Raw genomic sequence first — 17,588 nt, 5'->3', positions numbered from 1 at the left:
AAGCGACAGCTCAGGCGCATTTCATGACTGGCGAGTCAATTTGTCATGTTGCGCTAGCTCAACAGCCGGGCTGTTGATAAAGTATTACTCCAGTCGTTCACCATTTATGAGCCCGAAGGAGTCAGCTTGAAGAAGATTGTCGCCAGTTTCGTCGCACTCGCCCTGTTCGCGGCCGATGCCCACGTGGTCGTCGCCGCGCAGGACTACAGCAAGTACAGCCAGGAAGCCCTGGACAAGGAACTGGCGCTGATCGCCACGTCCCGCCTCAGCGTGATGGTCCCGATGCGCGACGGCATCAAGCTGTCGACCGACATCTACATGCCGAAGAACGCCAGCGGCAAGTTGCCCACCATCCTGTGGAAGACGCCCTATAACGAGGGCAAGCTGAAGGGCTCGACCCAGCGCTACGTGCTCGAATCGGTCAAGCGCGGCTACGCCTTCATCGTCCAGAACGAACGCGGCCGCTACTTCTCGGGCGGCAACTGGGAAATCCTGGGCAACCCGCAGAACGACGGCTACGACACCCTGAGCTGGATCGCCAGGCAGGACTGGTCGAACGGCAAGGTCGGCACGCTCGGCTGCTCGTCCTCGGCCGAGTGGCAGCTGGCCCTCGCCGGGCTGAACCATCCGGCGCACGCGGCGATGGTGCCGATGGCGGCCGGCGCCGGCATCGGCAAGGTGGGCCGCTTCCAGGAGCAAGGCAATTGGTACACCGGCGGCGTGCCGCGCAACCTGTTCTTCGTCTGGCTGTACGGCGTCGACAATCCGCTGCGCGCCCAGCTGCCCGCCATCGCCGACGACAAGCTGCGGGCCCGCATCGAAGCCTACAACGACCTGAACCCCGCCAAGCCGCAGGTCGACTGGAACAAGCAGATCAAGCACCTGCCGGTCGACCAGCTACTGAGCTCGCTGGGCGAACCGGCCGGCACCTTTGAAGAACTGATCAAGCGCACGCCAAGCGACCCGGCCTGGCAAAAAGGCGGCCTGTATCACGAAGGTATGGGCTGGGGCGTGCCGGCGCTGTGGTTCAACAGCTGGTACGACGTCTCGATCGGCCCCAACCTCGAGCTGTTCAAGCACGCCGCCGCGGCCGGCACCGACAAGGAAGCCAGCGCCAACCAGTACGCGGTGGTGGCGCCGAACGTGCACTGCGCCTTCTCCCGTCTCGGCCCGAACAACACCATCGGCGAGCGCAACATGGGCGATACCAGTTTCGACGTCGACGGCGCCATCTATGGCTGGTTCGACCGCTGGCTGAAGGGCGACAGCAAGGCCTTCCCCGCGAATACGCCGCACGTGCGCTATTTCGAGATGGGCGCCAACCGCTGGCAGAGCGCGGGCACCTGGCCGCCGGAGAAAGCCAAGCCGATGCGCCTGTACCTGCGCTCAGGCGGCCGCGCGAACTCGCTGTACGGCGACGGCCGCCTGCTGCCGCAGGCGCCCGGCGCGAACGAGGCGGCCGACCGCTACCGCTACGACCCGATGAATCCGGTGCAGACCATCGGCGGCGGCGACTGCTGCAACGGCGGCATCGTGGTGCCGGGCGCCTTCGACCAGCGTCCGGTCGAGGCGCGCAGCGACGTGCTGGTCTACACCAGCGACCCGCTGCCGAAAGCCGTCAGCGTGGCCGGTTTCGTCGATGCGGTGCTGAAGGTCTCGTCGAACGCCAGGGACACCGATTTCGCCGTCAAGCTGGTCGACGTGGCGCCGGACGGCACCGCCTGGATCATCGGCGACACCATCTTCCGTGCGCGTTACCGCAACGGTTTCGACAAGCCTGAGATGCTCACGCCGGGTGAAGTCGTGACCATCCGCCCGAGCCCGATCGCCACCGCGATCCAGTTCGGCGCCGGGCACCGCATCCGCGTCGAAGTCACCTCGTCCAACTTCCCGAAATTCGTGCGCAACCTGAATACCGGCGGGCCGAACGAAAGCGAGAAGACCGGGGTGGTGGCCGATAATGCGGTGCACCACGACGCCGCCAACCAGAGCTACATCGAGCTGCCGGTCGTGCAATAAGGCAGCCCGGCGTCGCCCGTGGCGGCGCCGGCTTAGTGGACCAGGAAGTCCAGCACCATGCGGTTGAACGCATCCGCATGTTCCCACTGGACCCAGTGGCCGCAGCGGTTGAAGACGTGCAGCTGTGCGTTCGGGATGCCGGCGATGAGTTTGAGTCCGGTGTCCATGGCCACGAAGCGGTCGTCGCGGCCCCAGATCACGAGGGTCCGGGCCTTGATTTCCCCCAGGCGCGGGCCGTAGTCGGTGAACTGTTTCGGGTTCGCCGCCAGGCTCGCGAGGAAGTTTTCCAGGTGGTCGCGGCGCGCCAGGATGTTGGCCAGGCGCTGCTCCATCAGCTCGTCGGTGATCGCCGAGGCATCGTACACGAACACGTTCATCAGGCGCTTCAGGTTCTCGATGCTCGGCTCGCGGTAGACGGCGTTGAGCTGCTTGATGCCTTCGGTGGGCATTGGTGCGTACAGGCTCGGCCCGCCGGTGCCGCCGCCCATCAGGATCAGCTTGCCGACGCGCTCTGGGTGGGCCAGCGCGAAGGCCACCGCGCTATGGCCGCCCATCGAATTGCCGACGATGTGCACCCGCTCGAGCGCCAACGCGTCGAGCAGCGCCTTCAGGAAGGCGGCGTTCAGCTCCGAGCGCGAACCGGTGTTCACGATCGAATCGCTCTTGCCCCAGCCCGGGCAATCCATCAGGATCACACGGTAGCCGGCCTGCGCCAGGGGTTCGATGTTGCGGTGGAAGTTGGCCCAGCCGGTCGCACCCGGCCCTGAGCCGTGCAGCATCACCACGGTTTCAGAACCGCTGCCGACGTCGTTGTAGTGGATGTTCAGTTCCTGACCGTCGTGCGTGACGCGAACGAACTTGCTGGTCGATGCTTCATCCACCCTGCTTGCACTGTTGCTCATCGTGTGTCTCCTTCTGTATTAGTAACTCTGTTCCTGGGTACGGCGCTTGAGCAGATCGAGCGCCACGTCGACGATCATGTCCTCCTGGCCGCCGACCATGCGGCGCTTGCCGAGTTCGACCAGGATGTCGAAGGCCGGCAGGCCGTACTTCTGCGCCGCCGCTTCCGAATGGCGCAGGAAGCTGCTGTACACGCCCGCGTAGCCGAGCGCCAGGGTCTCGCGGTCGACCCGCACCGGACGCTCCTGCAGCGGGCGCACGACGTCCTCGGCTGCGTCGATCAGCTTCCTGACGTCGCAGCCGTGGGCCAGGCCCATGCGGTCGACCGCAGCCACGAATACCTCCAGCGGCGCGTTGCCGGCGCCGGCGCCCATGCCGGTCAGGCTGGCGTCGATCCGGTCGCAGCCGTGCTCCAGCGCGACGATCGAATTGGCCACGCCCAGCGACAGGTTGTGGTGGGCGTGCATGCCGGTCTGGGTCTCGGGCTTGAGTACGTCCTTGAAGGCCTTGAAGCGATCGGCGATGTCGTACATGTTCATCGCGCCGCCCGAATCGACCACGTAGACCGTGGTGGCGCCGTAGCTCTCCATCTTCTTCGCCTGCTGCGCGAGCTCCCGCGGCGTGGTCATGTGGCTCATCATCAGGAAACCCACCGTGTCCATGCCCAGTTCGCGGGCGTACTCGATGTGCTGCCGGGAGATGTCGGCCTCGGTGCAGTGGGTTGCCACGCGTACCACGCGCGCGCCGGCCTGGTAGGCGTTCTTCAGGTCGTGGATGGTGCCGATGCCCGGCAGCAGCAGGGTCGCCACCTTGGCGTGCTGGACGTTCGCGGCCACCGCCGCGATCCATTCCAGGTCGGTGTGGGCGCCGAAGCCGTAGTTGAAGCTCGCACCCTGCAGGCCGTCGCCGTGGGCGACCTCGATCGAATCGACCCCGGCCGCATCGAGGGCCCTGGCGATCGCCACCGCCTGCTCCAGGCTGTACTGGTGGCGCACCGCGTGCATGCCGTCGCGCAGGGTGACGTCGGAGACGTAGATCTTCTTGGTCTTGTCGAACATGTGCATTCCTCGCTTAAGCCGCGCTTGCGGAAAGTCGACGCTCGGCCATGCGTTCGGCCGTGTTGAGGGCCGCGCTGGTCATGATGTCGAGGTTGCCGGCATAGGCCGGAAGATAGTGGGCGGCGCCTTCGACCTCCAGGAACACCGAAACCTTCAGGCCGGCCATCCGGCCAATGCCCGGCAGGTTCGGGCCCTCCTCGAGGCGGTCGAACTGCACTTCCTGCTTGAGGCGGTAGCCTGGCACGTATTGCTGCACGGCGGCCGCCATCTCGGCCACCGAGCGGCGGATCGCATCCTGGTCGGCGTCCAGCGCGGTCATGCAATAGACCGTGTCGCGCATCATCAAGGGAGGCTCGGCCGGATTGAGCACGATGATGGCCTTGCCCTTACGCGCCCCGCCGACCTGCTCGATCGCGCGCGAGGTGGTCTCGGTGAATTCGTCGATGTTGGCGCGGGTGCCGGGGCCGGCCGAGCGGCTGGAGATCGAGGCGACGATCTCCCCGTAAGCGACCGGCGCCACCCGCGCCACCGCCGCCACCATCGGGATGGTGGCCTGGCCGCCGCAGGTGACCATGTTCACGTTGGGAGCATCCAGGTGGGCGTCGCCGTTCACCACCGGGACGCAATAGGGGCCGATCGCCGCCGGCGTCAGGTCGACCATGCAGATGCCTGGCTTGAGTTGCCGCAGGACGGCGTCGTTCTTGAGGTGCGCCGAGGCCGAGGTGGCGTCGAACACCACGTCGATGTCGGCGAAGGCCGGCATCCGAGTGAGGCCTTCCACGCCTTCGTGGGTGACCGCCACGCCCATGCGCGCCGCGCGCGCCAGCCCGTCGGAGTTCGGGTCGATCCCGACCATCGCCGCCATCTCGATGTGGCGGCCGTGGCGCAGGATCTTGATCATCAGGTCGGTGCCGATGTTGCCCGATCCGATGATCGCGGCCTTGAGTTTCTTGCTCATCGCTTGAGTCCTTGTTTTGTCTGCTTACTCGCCGAACACCGCGCGCACGCTGCCCAGCCCGTCGATCTGGGCCGTGAAGCTGCCCGGCCCGGCCACCGCCACCATCGGCCCGAGCGCGCCGGTCAGTACCACGTCGCCGGCGCGCAGGGGCGTGCCGAGCTTCACCATCGTGTCGGCCAGCCACGTCGCCGCGTTCAGCGGGTTGCCCAGGCAGGCGGCGCCGACGCCCTGCGACACCTTCTCGCCATCCTGCTGCATCGTCATCCGGCAGCCGGCCAGGTCGAGCTGGTCCAGCCGCACCGGGCGCGAGCCCAGCACGAACAGCGCGCTCGAGGCGTTGTCGGCGACGGTGTCGACGAAGCTGATGTCCCACTCGCGGATGCGGCTGTCGACCACTTCGATCGCCGCCAGCGCGTAAGCGGTGGCGCTCAGGATGTCGGCGAAGCTGTGCTTCTCGCGCACCAGGTCGCGCTCCAGGACCAGCGCGATCTCGGCTTCGACCTTCGGCTGGATCAGGCGTCCCAGCGAGATGGTCTCGCCGTCGCCGCAGGCCATGCTGGCGAACAGCGCGCCGAAGTCCGGGCGGTCCACGCCCAGCTGGCGCTGCACCACGGTCGAGGTCAAGCCGATCTTGCGGCCGACGATGCGCTCGCCTCTAGCCAGGCGCGCTTCCACGTTGGCCTGCTGCACGGCATAGGCCAGCGCCATGTCGCCGGGCGCGATCTCGCCGCGCACCGGGGCGACCGGCTGGCGCAGTTGTTCGGCCTCGCGCAGCCTGGCCGCGAGGGTGTCGATGCGTTGTGGGGAGGTCAAGGCTTTCTCCTTTGCTTGTCCGGTTTATGCCGCCGCGAGGGGGACGGCGTGCATGGCCGCGAAACCCGCGATCCATTCGGGAATCGGGCGATAGAAGTCGAGCGATGCGCGGTAAGGGCCGCAGGCCGACAGCGCCCCGAAGGCGGCGACCCAGGTGCGGATCTCATGGGCCGACTTGCCGCCGTCGCGGGTGATGGCGGCGTCGGTCATGCCGTCGACCGCCGGCAGTTCGTTCGCCAGGCGGTCCAGGAAGGCGCGGTCCCATTCGGGGTTCAGCGGACGCATGCTGCTGGTGCCGGCCGCGAATGCGCGGGCAGCGGCGACGGTGCGTTCCTGGCGCTGGCGGCGCGCCTCAGGCGTGGGATTGCGCCCGTCGATCAGGCGCGCCGCCAGTTCCGCGTTCGCGCCGGCCAGTTCCGGCACCGGCGGCTCGTGCGAGATGCCGCCGGAACCGACCACCAGCACCCGCTTGCCGCTTCGCGCCAGGAAGCGGCCGATCGCTTCGCCAAGCAGGCGCGCGCGGCGCAGGCTGGCCATCGGCGGCGCCACCGAGTTGATGAACACCGGAATCACCGGGTAGCGGTCCAGCGCGCCGGTCAGCACGTCGAGCGCCTGCGCGCAACCGTGGTCGACCTGCATCCGGTAGGACAAGGCGCAATCGACGTCGGCGGCCAGCACGCTCTCGGCCAGCTCCCTGGCCAGCGCACGCGGCACGTCCAGCGGCCCGGCCAGGCTTTGATAGTCGCCGATCGACTCGGCCGCCGCGCCGATGCAGAACGGCGGCATCATGTCGTAGAAGAAGCCGTTGTAGTGGTCCGGGGAAAACACGACCACCAGTTCCGGGTCGTAGGCCAGCACGCGCTCGCGCGCCGCCGCCTGCACGCGCTCGACTTCGGCCAGCACCTCCGGCGCCGGATCGAAGTAGCCGTGCAGCGGCGTATGGGACAGACATTCAAGATGGATGGGCATGCTCAAACTCCAGCCGTCATGAGACGGATCGGTCAATATCGGGTCGGCGGCGGCCGGCTCGCGACCGTCGCCATTCAGGGTGCCGGGCTTCAGGCCGGCTGGGGCTCACCCACCGCCCTGGCCAGCGCGCGCAGCGCCTGGCCGGGGTCCTGCAGCACGTCCAACGCCAGCCGGGCGCGCCGGTCCACCAGTTCGCGCGCGCTGCGCATCTCGCGTCCCAGGTTGACGGTGATGGCGCCCGCCAGCGCACCCTCACCGTCGAGCCCGAACAGCACAAAGGGCGGCGCCGCCAGGTCGCCGCGCACGATCCAGCGCGGCGCCGCCATGTCGCCCACGCACTGGACGTTGTAGCCGCACTGGTCGGTCCAGAACCAGGGTGCGCCTTCCGCGTCAAGCGCCAGGCCGAGCATGGCGCGCGCCGCCGCGATGCCCTGCTTCTGGGCGTTCTCCCAGGTCTCGCGGCGCGCCTGCCCGCGCCGGACCGCGACGTCGCCGGCCGCGTAGATGTGCGGGTCCGAGGTGCGGCACGCTGCGTCGACCACGACGCCGCCGTCCAGGTCCAGGCCGGCGCCCTGCGCCAGCGCGATGTCGGGCTCGACGCCGATGCCGTAGATCACGGCGTCGGCCAGGATGCGGGCGCCGTCCTGCAGTTCCAGCACGATGTCGCCGTCCTCGCGGCGCGCGTCCTCGATACCGGCGCCAAACAGAAAATTCACGCCGCGGCGGCGGTGCGCATCGCACAGGAAGCCGCTCAGGAGCGGCGGCGCGCAGCGCCCCATGGCCGCGCGGGTCGGCTCGACCACGGTGACCCGTGCGCCCAGCTCGACCGCGCTCGAAGCCAGTTCCAGCCCGATCACGCCGGCGCCGACCAGCGCGATGCGGCGCCCCGGGCGCAGCTCGGCGCCGAGCCGTCGCGCGTCCTCGAGGGTGCGCAGCGTGTGCACGTTGGCACCGAGCGCATCGAGCAGCGGCAGGCGGCGCGCACGGGCGCCGGTCGCCAGCAGCAGCTTGTCGTAGGCGATGTCCTGGCCGTCGGCCAGGCGCAGGACGCGCGCTTGAGGATCGAGCGCGAGCGCGGACACGCCCAGTTTCAGCTCGATGCCCTGCTCCTCGTAGAAGCCTTCCGGGTGCACCGCGCAGCGGGTATCCTGCGGGCGCAGCAGCACGTCCTTCGACAGCGGCGGACGCTCGTACGGCGCATGGGGCTCGTCGCCCACCAGCAGCACCCGGCCGCTGAAACCCTGCCTGCGCAATTCGGCCGCGGCATTGGCGCCGGCCTGGCCGGCGCCGACGATGACATGGACGGGACGATTCATGGTGCCCTTCTCATAGATGCAGGCCACCCGCCACGTGGCGGATGCCGCGGATGCCCAGGCCGGCGTCGGCATTGATCATGACGCCGCTCAGCACGCGGTTGTTGGCAGTCGAGGCCAACATGACGTAGGGGCCGGTGAAATCGGCGGCCTCCGGGAAGAACTGCAGCGGCAGGATGCCGGCAATCGCCTCGGGCGAGCGCGAATCCATGATGCGCTTGCCTTCTTGGCCGAGCGCGGCCGGGCCGCGCAGGTCGCTCGCCATGCCGCACGGCGCCACGCCGTTCACGCGCACCTTGGGCGCCAGCTCATAGGCCAGCTGGCGCACCAGGCCGACGGCGGCGTGCTTGCTGGCGGTGTACAACGGCCCGCCCCCGCCCGGGTAGAACGCGGCGTTCGAGAGCGTGAAGATCATGCTGCCCTCGGTCTCGACCAGGGCCGCGGCGGCGGCCTTGGCGCCCAGCAGGTAGCCCTTGACGTTGACGGGGAACAGCTCGTCGAAACCCTGGTCCAGCTGCTCCGGGGGCAGGTCCATCAGGCTCGCGGCGTGATCCCAGATCGCGGCGTTGCCGACAAAGGTGTCGAGCTTGCCGAAACGGGCGAGCGTGGCCGCCACGGCGCGCGCGTTGTCGGCGAACGAGCGCACGTCGCCCTGCACCGCCACCACGTCGGCGCCGAAGCGCGCTTCCAGCGCGGCCACCTTGTCGGCGCAGCGCTCCAGCACCCCGACCCGGCAACCCTCGTTCAAGAAGCGCTCGACCAGCGCCAGGCCGAGCCCGGAGCCGCCGCCGGTGATCAGGGCCACCTGGCCGCGCAGCCAGCCGCCCTCTTGCGGCGCGCGCATCACGCGGCCTCCGGAAGTTCGATGTAGATGTTGCCGTTCACCACCGCGACCGGGAAGGTCCGCAGCGGCTCGGTGGCCGGCTGGCACAGGGCCGCGCCGGTCTTCAGGCAGAAGCGCGCCGCATGCAGCGGGCACTCGACCGTGCCGTCGTCCTCGACATAGCCTTCCGACATCGAGGCATTGCCGTGGCTGCAACGGTCGGCCAGCGCGAACACTTCGCCGTTCGAACGGAACACGGCGACGGCTTCGCCGGGGCCGTCGATCTTGATCGCCCCGCCGTCCGGCAAGGCCTTGTCTTCGCAAACGAGAATACGTGTCATGGCTTCAGAAAAGTACGCTGAGGTTATGGGTGGTCAGGGTGGCCTGGTCGAGCACGATCTCGCGGCGGCAGATCTGCCATCCCGCGGCGGTGTCGGCCCGGCGTACCCGGTCCATGCGCTTGCCGGCATACAGCGCCTGGTCGCGCTCCTTCTGGGTGCGGTACAGCAAGTAGTTCAGCCGGATCTCGAATTCGTCGGGGTTCTCCGTGGCGCGCACGACCAGGTTCGTCACCAGGTGCCGGGTCCGCGACGGCGGCTCCTCGGCCCAGGCCATGCCGGTCTCGAGGCGCGCGATGCGCCGTTCGAGCTGGGCATGGGTGTCGTTGAAGATCCAGGTCGTGGGCGGCTGCACGCCGCGCCGGCGGTCGCGCGTCTGGGCATTGGACGTGGTCCGCATCGTGTATGCGATGTCCTGCGCCAGCAGGTCCAGCCAGTCGCGGAAGCGCCAGTCGTCCAGCAGTTCGGCTTCGTGGTACAGGAACTGCGCGATCTCGTGGTGCAGCGCGAGCGGCACGCGCGGCAGCAGCTCGGGGGTGGTGTCAGCCATGCTTGAGCACCTCCGCGTCATAGGCGCGGGTGCGCTCGTGCACCTGCTCCCAGCTGTCGCAGGCCAGCAGGTCGGCCCAGCGGCGGTACATCGCGCGCGCCGCCGTTTCCGAGAAGATGTAATTGGTCACGCCGGGGATGCCATCCTCGCGCTTCTTCTCGTTGCCGATACCCATCTCGACCACCAGCTTGGTGGCGCGTGCGCGTTTGCCGCGCAATACTTTCTGGATCTCGACCCAGTTCTCGGAATCGTCCTGCTCGAGGAAGCCGGCCGGGCCGAAGGCGCGCGTGGCGCTGCGTTCGAAGGCCTGCTTCACCTCTTCCGGGGCGTCCTTGTCGGCGATGCAGAATGCCCAGACTTCCACCTGGTTCGGGCCGCGCGGGTGCCAGACCCGCAGCGTGGCGGTGCCGTTCAGCCACGACATGGTGGGGAACATGTTGTTGTGGCCGGCCAGGCGCAGGGCCCGCACCTTGCCCAGGCGCTGTTCGGCCTCGGCATAGGTGTCGCGGTAGTACTGCGACACCATGCCGTCCACCCAGACGTTGGCGTCGGGTTTCTCGGTGAAGAAGAAGCCGCTGCCGTGGCCGGCCTGGCCGTACTGCAGCGCGTCCTTGGCGGTCTCCCACACCGGGCGGGCGGTCTGGCCGGCGCCGAGCGCCTTCTCGGCGGCATCCGGCTTGGCGCCCAGCACCTGCACCGCCGAGGCGTGCGAGAACAGTGCGTGGTACTGGTCGCTGGCGAACTGCTCCGCCGGCAGCTTCCAGTTGCAGTCGATGACCCATTTCTGCACGCCGCCGACGATCTCGGTACCGCCCGAGCGTCGGTCCAGCACGCCGTCGAGATACCAGGCGATGTCGCCCATGTATTCCTCGAGGGAGGGCGCCTCCGGATCCCAGTTGCCGAAGATCAGGCCCTTGTACTCGGCCACCCGCGTCACTTCCTGCAGGCCGAGCTTTTCCTTGCACAGGCCGTGCGGGTAGGCGCGCTGTTCCAGCGGCACGTCGACCAGGCTGCCATCCGTTCCATACGACCAGCCGTGGTAGGGACAGGTAAACGCGCGGGTGTTGCCGCAATCGGCGTGGCTGACCCGCATCGAGCGGTGGCGGCACTGGTTCAGCAAGGCCTTGACCGAGCCGTCCTTCTGGCGTACCACGATGATCGGGTCTTCCCCCATATAGGTATTGAAGAAGTCGCCAGCCTTGGGGATTTGGCTGACGTGGGCCAGGAACAGCCAGCAGCGGCCGAAGATGCGCTCCAGTTCCAGTTCATACAGCGCGGGGTCGGTATAGATTGACGATGCAACCCGGCCGCTACGGGCGTCGACCAGCGCATCGAAGTCGATGGCTTTTTCAGACATTTTGCGTCTCCTCTACGAGGCTTCATGGTTGAAGAACTTCGGCATATCATCGTAGGAAGACTCCCATCTGTATAATATTTTGTTTGTCGCTTTTAAGACGTTTTAGCGATAACACAGCAATCGAACCGGAGGAACCCATGGAGCTGCGCCACCTGCGCTATTTCGTCGCCGTCGCCGAAGAACTCAGCTTTACGCGCGCGGCCGAGCGCCTGTGCACGGCCCAGCCTTCGCTGAGCCAGCAGATCCGCGATCTGGAAGAACAGGTGGGAACGCTGCTGTTGTCGCGCACCCGGCGCAAGGTGGAACTGACCGCGGCGGGCCAGGTGTTCCTGACCGAAGCGCGCCTGACGCTGGAGCAGGCCGAGCGGGCCGTGATGCGGGCGCGCCACGTCGGACGCAAGGCCAACTCGACGATCACGATCGGCTTCGTGCCGGCCGCCGAGGTCCGGATCTTTCCGGCGATCCTGCCGCGCCTGCGCATGCGCCTCCCCGACCTGAGCGTGGAGCTGCGCAGCAATCCCACCATCGAACAGGAGAAGATGCTGCTCGATCACGAGGTCGACATCGCTTTCCTGCGCAAACCGGTCCTGTCGGCCGGCATCGCCAGCGAAGTGGTCCTGCGCGAAGCGCTGGTGGTGGTCCTGCCGGCCGCGCACCCGCTCGCACAGTTCCAGGAAATCGCCCCCGAACAACTCGACGGCGAAGCCTTCGTCCATACCGATCCGCTGTATTCCGGCGAGCTCTACCCGATCGTCGAGGCCTATTTCGCCGAGCATGGGGTGCGCCCGAAGGTGGCCCAGGTCGCCACCAATGCCCTGCTCAACCTGAACCTGATCGGCATGGGCCTGGGCATCGGCCTGCTGCCGGACTACGTCACGGCGCTGACCAATCCCTCGATCTGCATCCGGCCGCTGGCGGGAACGGCGCCGGAGATCGATCTCCTGATGGCATGGCGCGCCGGCGACGACTCGCCGGCGCTCGCGGTGCTGCGCGAACTGGTGGCGCGCCACGCCGACGTGCGCGGCGGGGTGTCGACCTAGCCGGCCGCACGCGCGGCCAGTTTCTCCGCCTCTTCCATCCGGCGCAGGACCTCGGCGAAGGACATCGGCTGTCCGAACAGCCAGCCCTGCGCGTACTGCACCCCGTGCCGGAGCAGGAACTCCGCCTGGGCCTGGCTTTCGACCCCTTCGGCGATCATGCGCAGCCCCAGGTCGCGTGCGATGGCGATGATGTGTCCGACCACCTGGCTGGTCGGCGCCTCGGTGCCGATCGCCTCGATGAAGCTGCGGTCGATCTTCAGGAAATCGAGTTCCAGCGTCTCCAGGTAGGAGAGGCTCGAATAGCCGGTGCCGAAATCGTCGATCGCGATCGCGAAGCCTTGCCGGCGCAAGGCGCCCGTGGTCTCGCGCGCGACCACCGGGTCGAGCAGGCCGCGCTCGGTCACCTCGAGGATGATGCTGGACGGATGCGCGCCGGTCTGTTCGAGCATCGCCTGCAGCTTGTCGAGGAAGTCGGGCGAATGGAAGTCGGCCGGCGCCACGTTGATACCGATATGAAAGTCGGGATGGCTTTCCAGATAGAAGCCGGTGTCGCGGCGGACCAGTTCCAGTACCTGGTCGGTCAGCTTGACGATGGTCTCGTCCTGCTCCGCGATGGGGATGAACAGTTCGGGCATCACGATCTCGCCGGTGGGCCGGCGCCAGCGCACCAGGGCTTCCACGCCGGTGATGCGGCCGCTGCGCAGTTCTACCACCGGCTGGTAATCCAGGAAGAATTCGTGTCGCCGCAGCGCGGCCCGGACCGCCGCCGGCAGCGCCAGCTGCTGGCGCGCGAGGTAGAGGATGGCGACACCGAGCGCGAGGCCGGCCAGCAAGCCGGCCGGCACCAGGCGCAGGGCCATGTCCTGCGAGCGGATCCGCAGGTAGGTGAGCGGCACCGCGGCAATGCCGGCGGCCTGGAAGACGCTCGAACGCACCACGGCGACGATGTGGCCGTCGTCCACGAACACTACTTCGCGCTCCTTGCCGAGCCGCCGGGTCCAGGCCGGGTCGATGTGGCCGCGGGCGCTGAGCGGAACTGCAACGTCCAGCGGGAGCGTGGCCAGCGCCACGTCCGGTTCGCTCTTGGCGGTGTCGATCGGCCGCTGGGCGTGCACGATGGCGGCGACGTGGCCGACCTGCACCACCAGGAAAGTCTGCTGCGCTGCGAAAGGAAGGACTACCTCGGTGCGCACCAGCACGCCCGTCGGGCTGCGATACGTGGGCGGCCCCAGGTCCAGCACCTGCGTCCGGCCCACGATCGAGGAACACAGCATCCGGTTGCCTTCGACATGGCCGACCGCCTGGAGGTAGCTCGACCCGAGGTCGATTGCACGCATAAGCGCGATCGCCGCCGGCGCGCAGGGCGCCGCCGCATGCGGGGCCAGGCGTGCCACGGCCGCCTGCACCTGGCGCCCGGTCTCGTCGCCGCGCAGTACCACGTCGCGCGCGTAGCCGAGCGCGTGGTCGCTTTCCACCTTGAAAGCCTGCCGCTGGGCCTCTTCGATCGCCAGCCAGATCGGCAGGCCGATCCCGGCGATCGCCACCAAGAGTGTCAGGAGTACGACGGCAGTTTTTTTCATGATTCCCTGCGGACGGGCATGAACGGGGTGCTGCGCCAGTCCATACTACAGTCGCCGCACGCGGCCCGCAATCCACAGGACTTGCCCGAACCGTCCTTGTACCGTCCCGGTGACAGCGGCGGGCATCGGCCGGCCACAGTATGCTGCATAGCAATATGAAAAGGACTTCGTGTGCGCGGCCGTTCGCCTTATCATGCTTGCCGCAAGTCACCTTACAAAGGGGAAGCGTTTATGAGTCAGAGTAAGTCTCTGTCGCTGCATGTACCGGAGCCTACCGGCCGCCCGGGCTGCAAGACCGATTTTTCGTACCTGCAATTGAGTCCCGCCGGCGCCGTCCGGCGTCCGCCCGTCGACGTGGCGCCGCTCGATACGAGCGACATCGCCACCGGCCTGATCCGCGTCCTGGACGAGAACGGCGACGCCGTCGGTCCCTGGGCGCCCGAGGTCGATCCCGAACTGCTGCGTTTCGGGCTGCGCACCATGATGAAAACCCGCATCTTCGACGCCCGCATGGTCATCGCCCAGCGCCAGAAGAAGATGTCCTTCTATATGCTCTCGCTCGGCGAGGAAGCCCTCGGCACGGCCCAGGCGCTGGCCCTCGAAGACGGCGACATGCATTTCCCGACCTACCGCCAGCAAAGCCTGCTGATCGCCAAGCAGGTGCCGCTGGTGGAAATGATCTGCCAGCTGCTGTCCAACGAGCGCGACCCGCTCAAGGGCCGCCAGCTGCCGGTGATGTACTCGGTGCGCCGCGCCGGTTTCTTCACCATTTCCGGCAACCTGGCCACCCAGTACCCGCAAGCGGTGGGCTGGGCGATGGCCTCGGCCATCAAAGGCGACACCAAGATCGCATCGGCCTGGATCGGCGACGGCGCCACCGCCGAATCCGATTTTTCCACGGCCCTGACCTTTGCCCACGTGTACCGCGCGCCGGTCATCCTCAACGTGGTCAACAACCAGTGGGCGATCTCGACCTTCCAGGCGATTGCCGGCGGCGAGAGCGTCACCTTCGCCACCCGCGGCATCGGCAGCGGCATCGCCTCGCTGCGCGTGGACGGCAACGATTTCCTGGCCGTGCTCTCGGCCTCGCGCTGGGCGGCCGAACGCGCCCGTTCGAACCTGGGCCCGACCCTGATCGAATGGGTCACCTACCGCGCCGGCCCGCACTCGACCTCGGACGACCCCTCGCGCTACCGCCCGGCCGACGACTTCCAGCACTTCCCGCTGGGCGACCCGGTCGCCCGCCTGCGCCAGTACCTGACCAAGCAGGGCTGGTGGTCGGACGAGGAGCACGAGCGCGTGCAGTCCGAACTCGAGGCAGAAGTCCTCGCGGCCCAGAAAGAGGCCGAGTCCTACGGCATCCTGGGCGACGAGCGCGCCCCGAGCGCCGCCACGATGTTCGAGGACGTGTACAAGGACATGCCGGAGCACCTGCGCCGGCAACGCCAGGAACTGGGAGTGTGAGCATGGCGCGAGACGACATACCAAAAGAAACGGCAACCATGCCGATGACCATGATCCAGGCGCTGCGCTCGGCCATGGACGTGATGATGGAACGCGACGACAACGTCGTGGTGTACGGCCAGGACGTCGGCTATTTCGGCGGCGTGTTCCGCGTCACCGACGGCCTGCAGGCCAAGTACGGCAAGTCGCGCGTGTTCGATGCGCCGATCTCCGAAGGCGGCATCGTCGGCACCGCGGTGGGCATGGCGGCGTACGGTCTGCGCCCGGTGGTCGAGATCCAGTTCGCCGACTACTTTTATCCGGCCACCGACCAGATCGTGTCGGAAGCGGCGCGCCTGCGCTACCGCTCGGCGGGCGAGTTCACCTCGTCGATGGTGATCCGCATGCCCTGCGGCGGCGGCATCTACGGCGGCCAGACCCACAGCCAGAGTCCGGAAGCCTTCTTCACCCACGTGTGCGGCCTGCGCACCGTGATGCCGTCCAACCCCTACGATGCGAAGGGCTTGCTGATCGCCTCGATCGAGAACGACGACCCGGTGATCTTCCTGGAACCCAAGCGCCTGTACAACGGCCCCTTCGACGGCCACCACGACCGTCCGGTGGTGCCATGGTCCGGCCACGCGCTGGGCAACGTCCCAACAGGGCACTATACGGTGGACCTGGACAAGGCCAACATCGTCCGCCCGGGCAATGACGTGACCGTGCTGGCCTACGGCACCATGGTCTGGGTATCGGAAGCGGCGGCGCGCGAATCCGGCGTCGACGCCGAGGTGATCGACCTGCGCAGCATCTGGCCGCTGGACCTGGAGACCATCGTCAATTCGGTCAAGAAGACCGGGCGCTGCGTCATCGTGCACGAGGCGACCCGCACCAGCGGCTTCGGCGCCGAGCTGGCGGCCCTGGTGCAGGAACACTGCTTCTACCAGCTGGGGGCGCCGATCGAGCGCGTCACCGGCTGGGACACCCCGTATCCGCATGCGCAGGAATGGGCTTATTTCCCGGGGCCCGACCGTGTCGGCGCGGCCCTGAAACGTGCGCTGGAGGGAAAATAATATGGGCATTCATGTCATCAAGATGCCGGACCTGGGCGAAGGCATCGCCGAGGTCGAAGTCGTCGCCTGGCACGTGCAGCCGGGCGACACGGTCAAGGAAGACCAGGTGCTGGCCGACGTCATGACCGACAAGGCCACCGTCGAGATTCCCTCGCCGGTCGCCGGGACCATCACCAGCCTGGGCGGCGCGGTCGGCCAGTCGCTGGCGGTGGGCGCGGAGCTGATCCGCCTGGAGGTCGAAGGCGCCGGCAACTTCTCCGGCGAGAAGGCGAAACAGGAACCGGTCAAGTCCGCCGCCGCAACGGCACCAAGCGAAGAAGTCGCGGAACCGCAGCTGGAAGCGGTGGCGCAGGCTGAGGCCTCGCACGCTACGAGCGCCAGGGCGGCCGCGCCGGCGGCGCCACCGCCATCGAAACCGCAGGCGCCACAGCAGCGTTCGTACCAGAACGGCCCGGCGCCGATGCGCGCCGAGGGCGAAAAGCCGCTGGCCGCGCCGGCCGTGCGCCAGCGCGCCTGGGACCTCGGGATCGAACTGCAGTTCGTGCACGGCAGCGGCCCGGCGGGCCGCATCACGCACGCCGACCTCGACGCCCACGTGGCGGGCCGCCGCGGCGGCGCGCAAACCGCGGGCCGCGACGAGCGCTACGCCAAGCGCGAGGGCGAACAATCGGCGCCGGTCATCGGCCTGCGCCGCAAGATCGCCGAGAAGATGCAGGAAGCCAAGCGCAACATCCCGCACTTCACCTATGTGGAAGAAGTCGACGTCACAGAACTGGAAGCCCTGCGCACCCAGCTCAACGCCAGGTATGGCGCCGAGCGCGGCAAGCTGACCTTCCTGCCGCTCCTGATGCGTGCGGTGGTGCTGGCGCTGCGCCAGTACCCGATGATGAACGCGCGCTACGACGACGCCAACAACCTCCTCACCCAGTTCGAGGGAGTGCACCTGGGCATCGCCGCCCAGACCGAGGCCGGCCTGATGGTGCCGGTGGTGCGCCACGCCGAGACGCTCGACCCCTGGGCCGCGGCTGCCGAGGTGGCGCGCCTGGCCGATGCCGCGCGCGCCGGCCGCGCCACCCGCGACGAGCTGACCGGCTCGACCATCACCATCACCAGCCTGGGCCCGTTGGGTGGGATCGTGACCACCCCGGTGCTGAACCGTCCGGAAGTGGCGATCATCGGCCCCAACCGCATCGTCGACCGCCCGGTGATCAAGGATGGCGCCATGGTGGCGCGCAAGATGATGAACCTGTCGTCTTCGTTCGACCACCGCGTCATCGATGGCCAGGTGGCGGCCAAGTTCGTGCAGGCCATCCGCGGCTACCTCGAAACCCCGGCCACCATCTTCGTGGAGTGA

General features: G+C 67.9%; 16 protein-coding genes. 5 read left to right on the top strand and 11 right to left on the bottom strand.

All coding sequences use genetic code 11. From position 1 onward, the window contains the following. The first annotated feature begins 126 nt into the window (after positions 1-126). Positions 127-2,019 carry a CocE/NonD family hydrolase gene (locus tag ACK6C6_RS10505; protein ID WP_209586583.1) on the top strand — a complete coding sequence of 631 codons (1,893 nt, stop codon included), beginning with the start codon at positions 127-129 and terminating at the stop codon, positions 2,017-2,019. 32 nt (positions 2,020-2,051) lie between these two features. On the opposite strand, the gene ACK6C6_RS10500 is transcribed toward ACK6C6_RS10505, so the two are convergent. From ACK6C6_RS10500 to hcaE, 10 genes are all read right to left on the bottom strand, one after another. Beyond that, entirely contained in the window at positions 2,052-2,921 is an 870-nt protein-coding gene (locus ACK6C6_RS10500; protein ID WP_209586582.1) for an alpha/beta fold hydrolase, read from the bottom strand. Positions 2,922-2,939: 18 nt separating this feature from the next. After that, entirely contained in the window at positions 2,940-3,977 is a 1,038-nt protein-coding gene (dmpG, locus tag ACK6C6_RS10495; RefSeq protein ID WP_209586581.1) for a 4-hydroxy-2-oxovalerate aldolase, read from the bottom strand. Positions 3,978-3,990: 13 nt separating this feature from the next. Continuing rightward, a complete protein-coding gene (locus tag ACK6C6_RS10490; RefSeq protein WP_409267244.1) occupies positions 3,991-4,935 on the bottom strand; it encodes an acetaldehyde dehydrogenase (acetylating) in 945 nt (314 codons plus the stop codon). Between the two features lie 24 nt (positions 4,936-4,959). Continuing rightward, positions 4,960-5,748 carry a 2-keto-4-pentenoate hydratase gene (locus ACK6C6_RS10485; RefSeq protein ID WP_409267243.1) on the bottom strand — a complete coding sequence of 263 codons (789 nt, stop codon included), beginning with the start codon at positions 5,746-5,748 and terminating at the stop codon, positions 4,960-4,962. Positions 5,749-5,772: 24 nt separating this feature from the next. Next, positions 5,773-6,717 carry a 3-carboxyethylcatechol 2,3-dioxygenase gene (locus tag ACK6C6_RS10480; protein ID WP_409267242.1) on the bottom strand — a complete coding sequence of 315 codons (945 nt, stop codon included), beginning with the start codon at positions 6,715-6,717 and terminating at the stop codon, positions 5,773-5,775. 89 nt (positions 6,718-6,806) lie between these two features. Continuing rightward, positions 6,807-8,033 (bottom strand): 3-phenylpropionate/cinnamic acid dioxygenase ferredoxin--NAD(+) reductase subunit, encoded by a 1,227-nt coding sequence (hcaD, locus tag ACK6C6_RS10475; RefSeq protein ID WP_409267241.1) that lies wholly within the window; start codon positions 8,031-8,033, stop codon positions 6,807-6,809. Positions 8,034-8,043: 10 nt separating this feature from the next. Then, the gene (gene hcaB, locus ACK6C6_RS10470) at positions 8,044-8,874 is read right to left on the bottom strand and encodes a 3-phenylpropionate-dihydrodiol/cinnamic acid-dihydrodiol dehydrogenase (RefSeq protein WP_409267240.1); all 831 of its coding nucleotides are present in this window, start codon (positions 8,872-8,874) and stop codon (positions 8,044-8,046) included. Beyond that, positions 8,874-9,194 carry a 3-phenylpropionate/cinnamic acid dioxygenase ferredoxin subunit gene (gene hcaC / locus ACK6C6_RS10465; RefSeq protein ID WP_209586575.1) on the bottom strand — a complete coding sequence of 107 codons (321 nt, stop codon included), beginning with the start codon at positions 9,192-9,194 and terminating at the stop codon, positions 8,874-8,876. The genes hcaB and hcaC overlap by 1 nt, the downstream gene beginning before the upstream one ends. A 4-nt stretch (positions 9,195-9,198) precedes the next feature. Next, complete coding sequence (gene hcaF / locus ACK6C6_RS10460) at positions 9,199-9,741, bottom strand: 3-phenylpropionate/cinnamic acid dioxygenase subunit beta (RefSeq protein ID WP_209586574.1); 543 nt, start codon at positions 9,739-9,741, stop codon at positions 9,199-9,201. Next, a complete protein-coding gene (gene hcaE, locus ACK6C6_RS10455) occupies positions 9,734-11,098 on the bottom strand; it encodes a 3-phenylpropionate/cinnamic acid dioxygenase subunit alpha (protein ID WP_409267239.1) in 1,365 nt (454 codons plus the stop codon). Before hcaE ends, hcaF begins: the two co-directional genes overlap by 8 nt. Before the next feature lie 137 nt (positions 11,099-11,235). Between hcaE and hcaR the strand changes: the two genes are divergently transcribed. Then, positions 11,236-12,138, top strand: a complete 903-nt coding sequence (gene hcaR, locus ACK6C6_RS10450; protein WP_209586572.1) for a DNA-binding transcriptional regulator HcaR — start codon at positions 11,236-11,238, stop codon at positions 12,136-12,138. Here the strand turns inward: hcaR and ACK6C6_RS10445 are convergent. Beyond that, positions 12,135-13,718 carry an EAL domain-containing protein gene (locus ACK6C6_RS10445; protein WP_409267238.1) on the bottom strand — a complete coding sequence of 528 codons (1,584 nt, stop codon included), beginning with the start codon at positions 13,716-13,718 and terminating at the stop codon, positions 12,135-12,137. The two genes, hcaR and ACK6C6_RS10445, sit on opposite strands and share 4 nt — an antisense overlap. A 231-nt stretch (positions 13,719-13,949) precedes the next feature. On the opposite strand from ACK6C6_RS10445, the gene ACK6C6_RS10440 reads away from it, so the two are divergent. From ACK6C6_RS10440 to ACK6C6_RS10430, 3 genes are read left to right on the top strand one after another with little or no spacing between them, the layout of a single operon-like run. Continuing rightward, entirely contained in the window at positions 13,950-15,182 is a 1,233-nt protein-coding gene (locus ACK6C6_RS10440) for a 3-methyl-2-oxobutanoate dehydrogenase (2-methylpropanoyl-transferring) subunit alpha (protein WP_409267237.1), read from the top strand. 2 nt (positions 15,183-15,184) lie between these two features. Continuing rightward, positions 15,185-16,234, top strand: a complete 1,050-nt coding sequence (locus ACK6C6_RS10435) for an alpha-ketoacid dehydrogenase subunit beta (RefSeq protein WP_409267236.1) — start codon at positions 15,185-15,187, stop codon at positions 16,232-16,234. Position 16,235: 1 nt separating this feature from the next. Continuing rightward, positions 16,236-17,588 (top strand): dihydrolipoamide acetyltransferase family protein, encoded by a 1,353-nt coding sequence (locus ACK6C6_RS10430; RefSeq protein WP_409267235.1) that lies wholly within the window; start codon positions 16,236-16,238, stop codon positions 17,586-17,588.

This window comes from Massilia sp. BHUDP2, assembly GCF_046236355.1.
Taxonomy (GTDB): domain Bacteria; phylum Pseudomonadota; class Gammaproteobacteria; order Burkholderiales; family Burkholderiaceae_D; genus Telluria; species Telluria varians.
The sequence above is the reverse complement of the archived record's forward strand: the minus strand, read 5'-3'. Positions and strand labels throughout refer to the sequence as shown.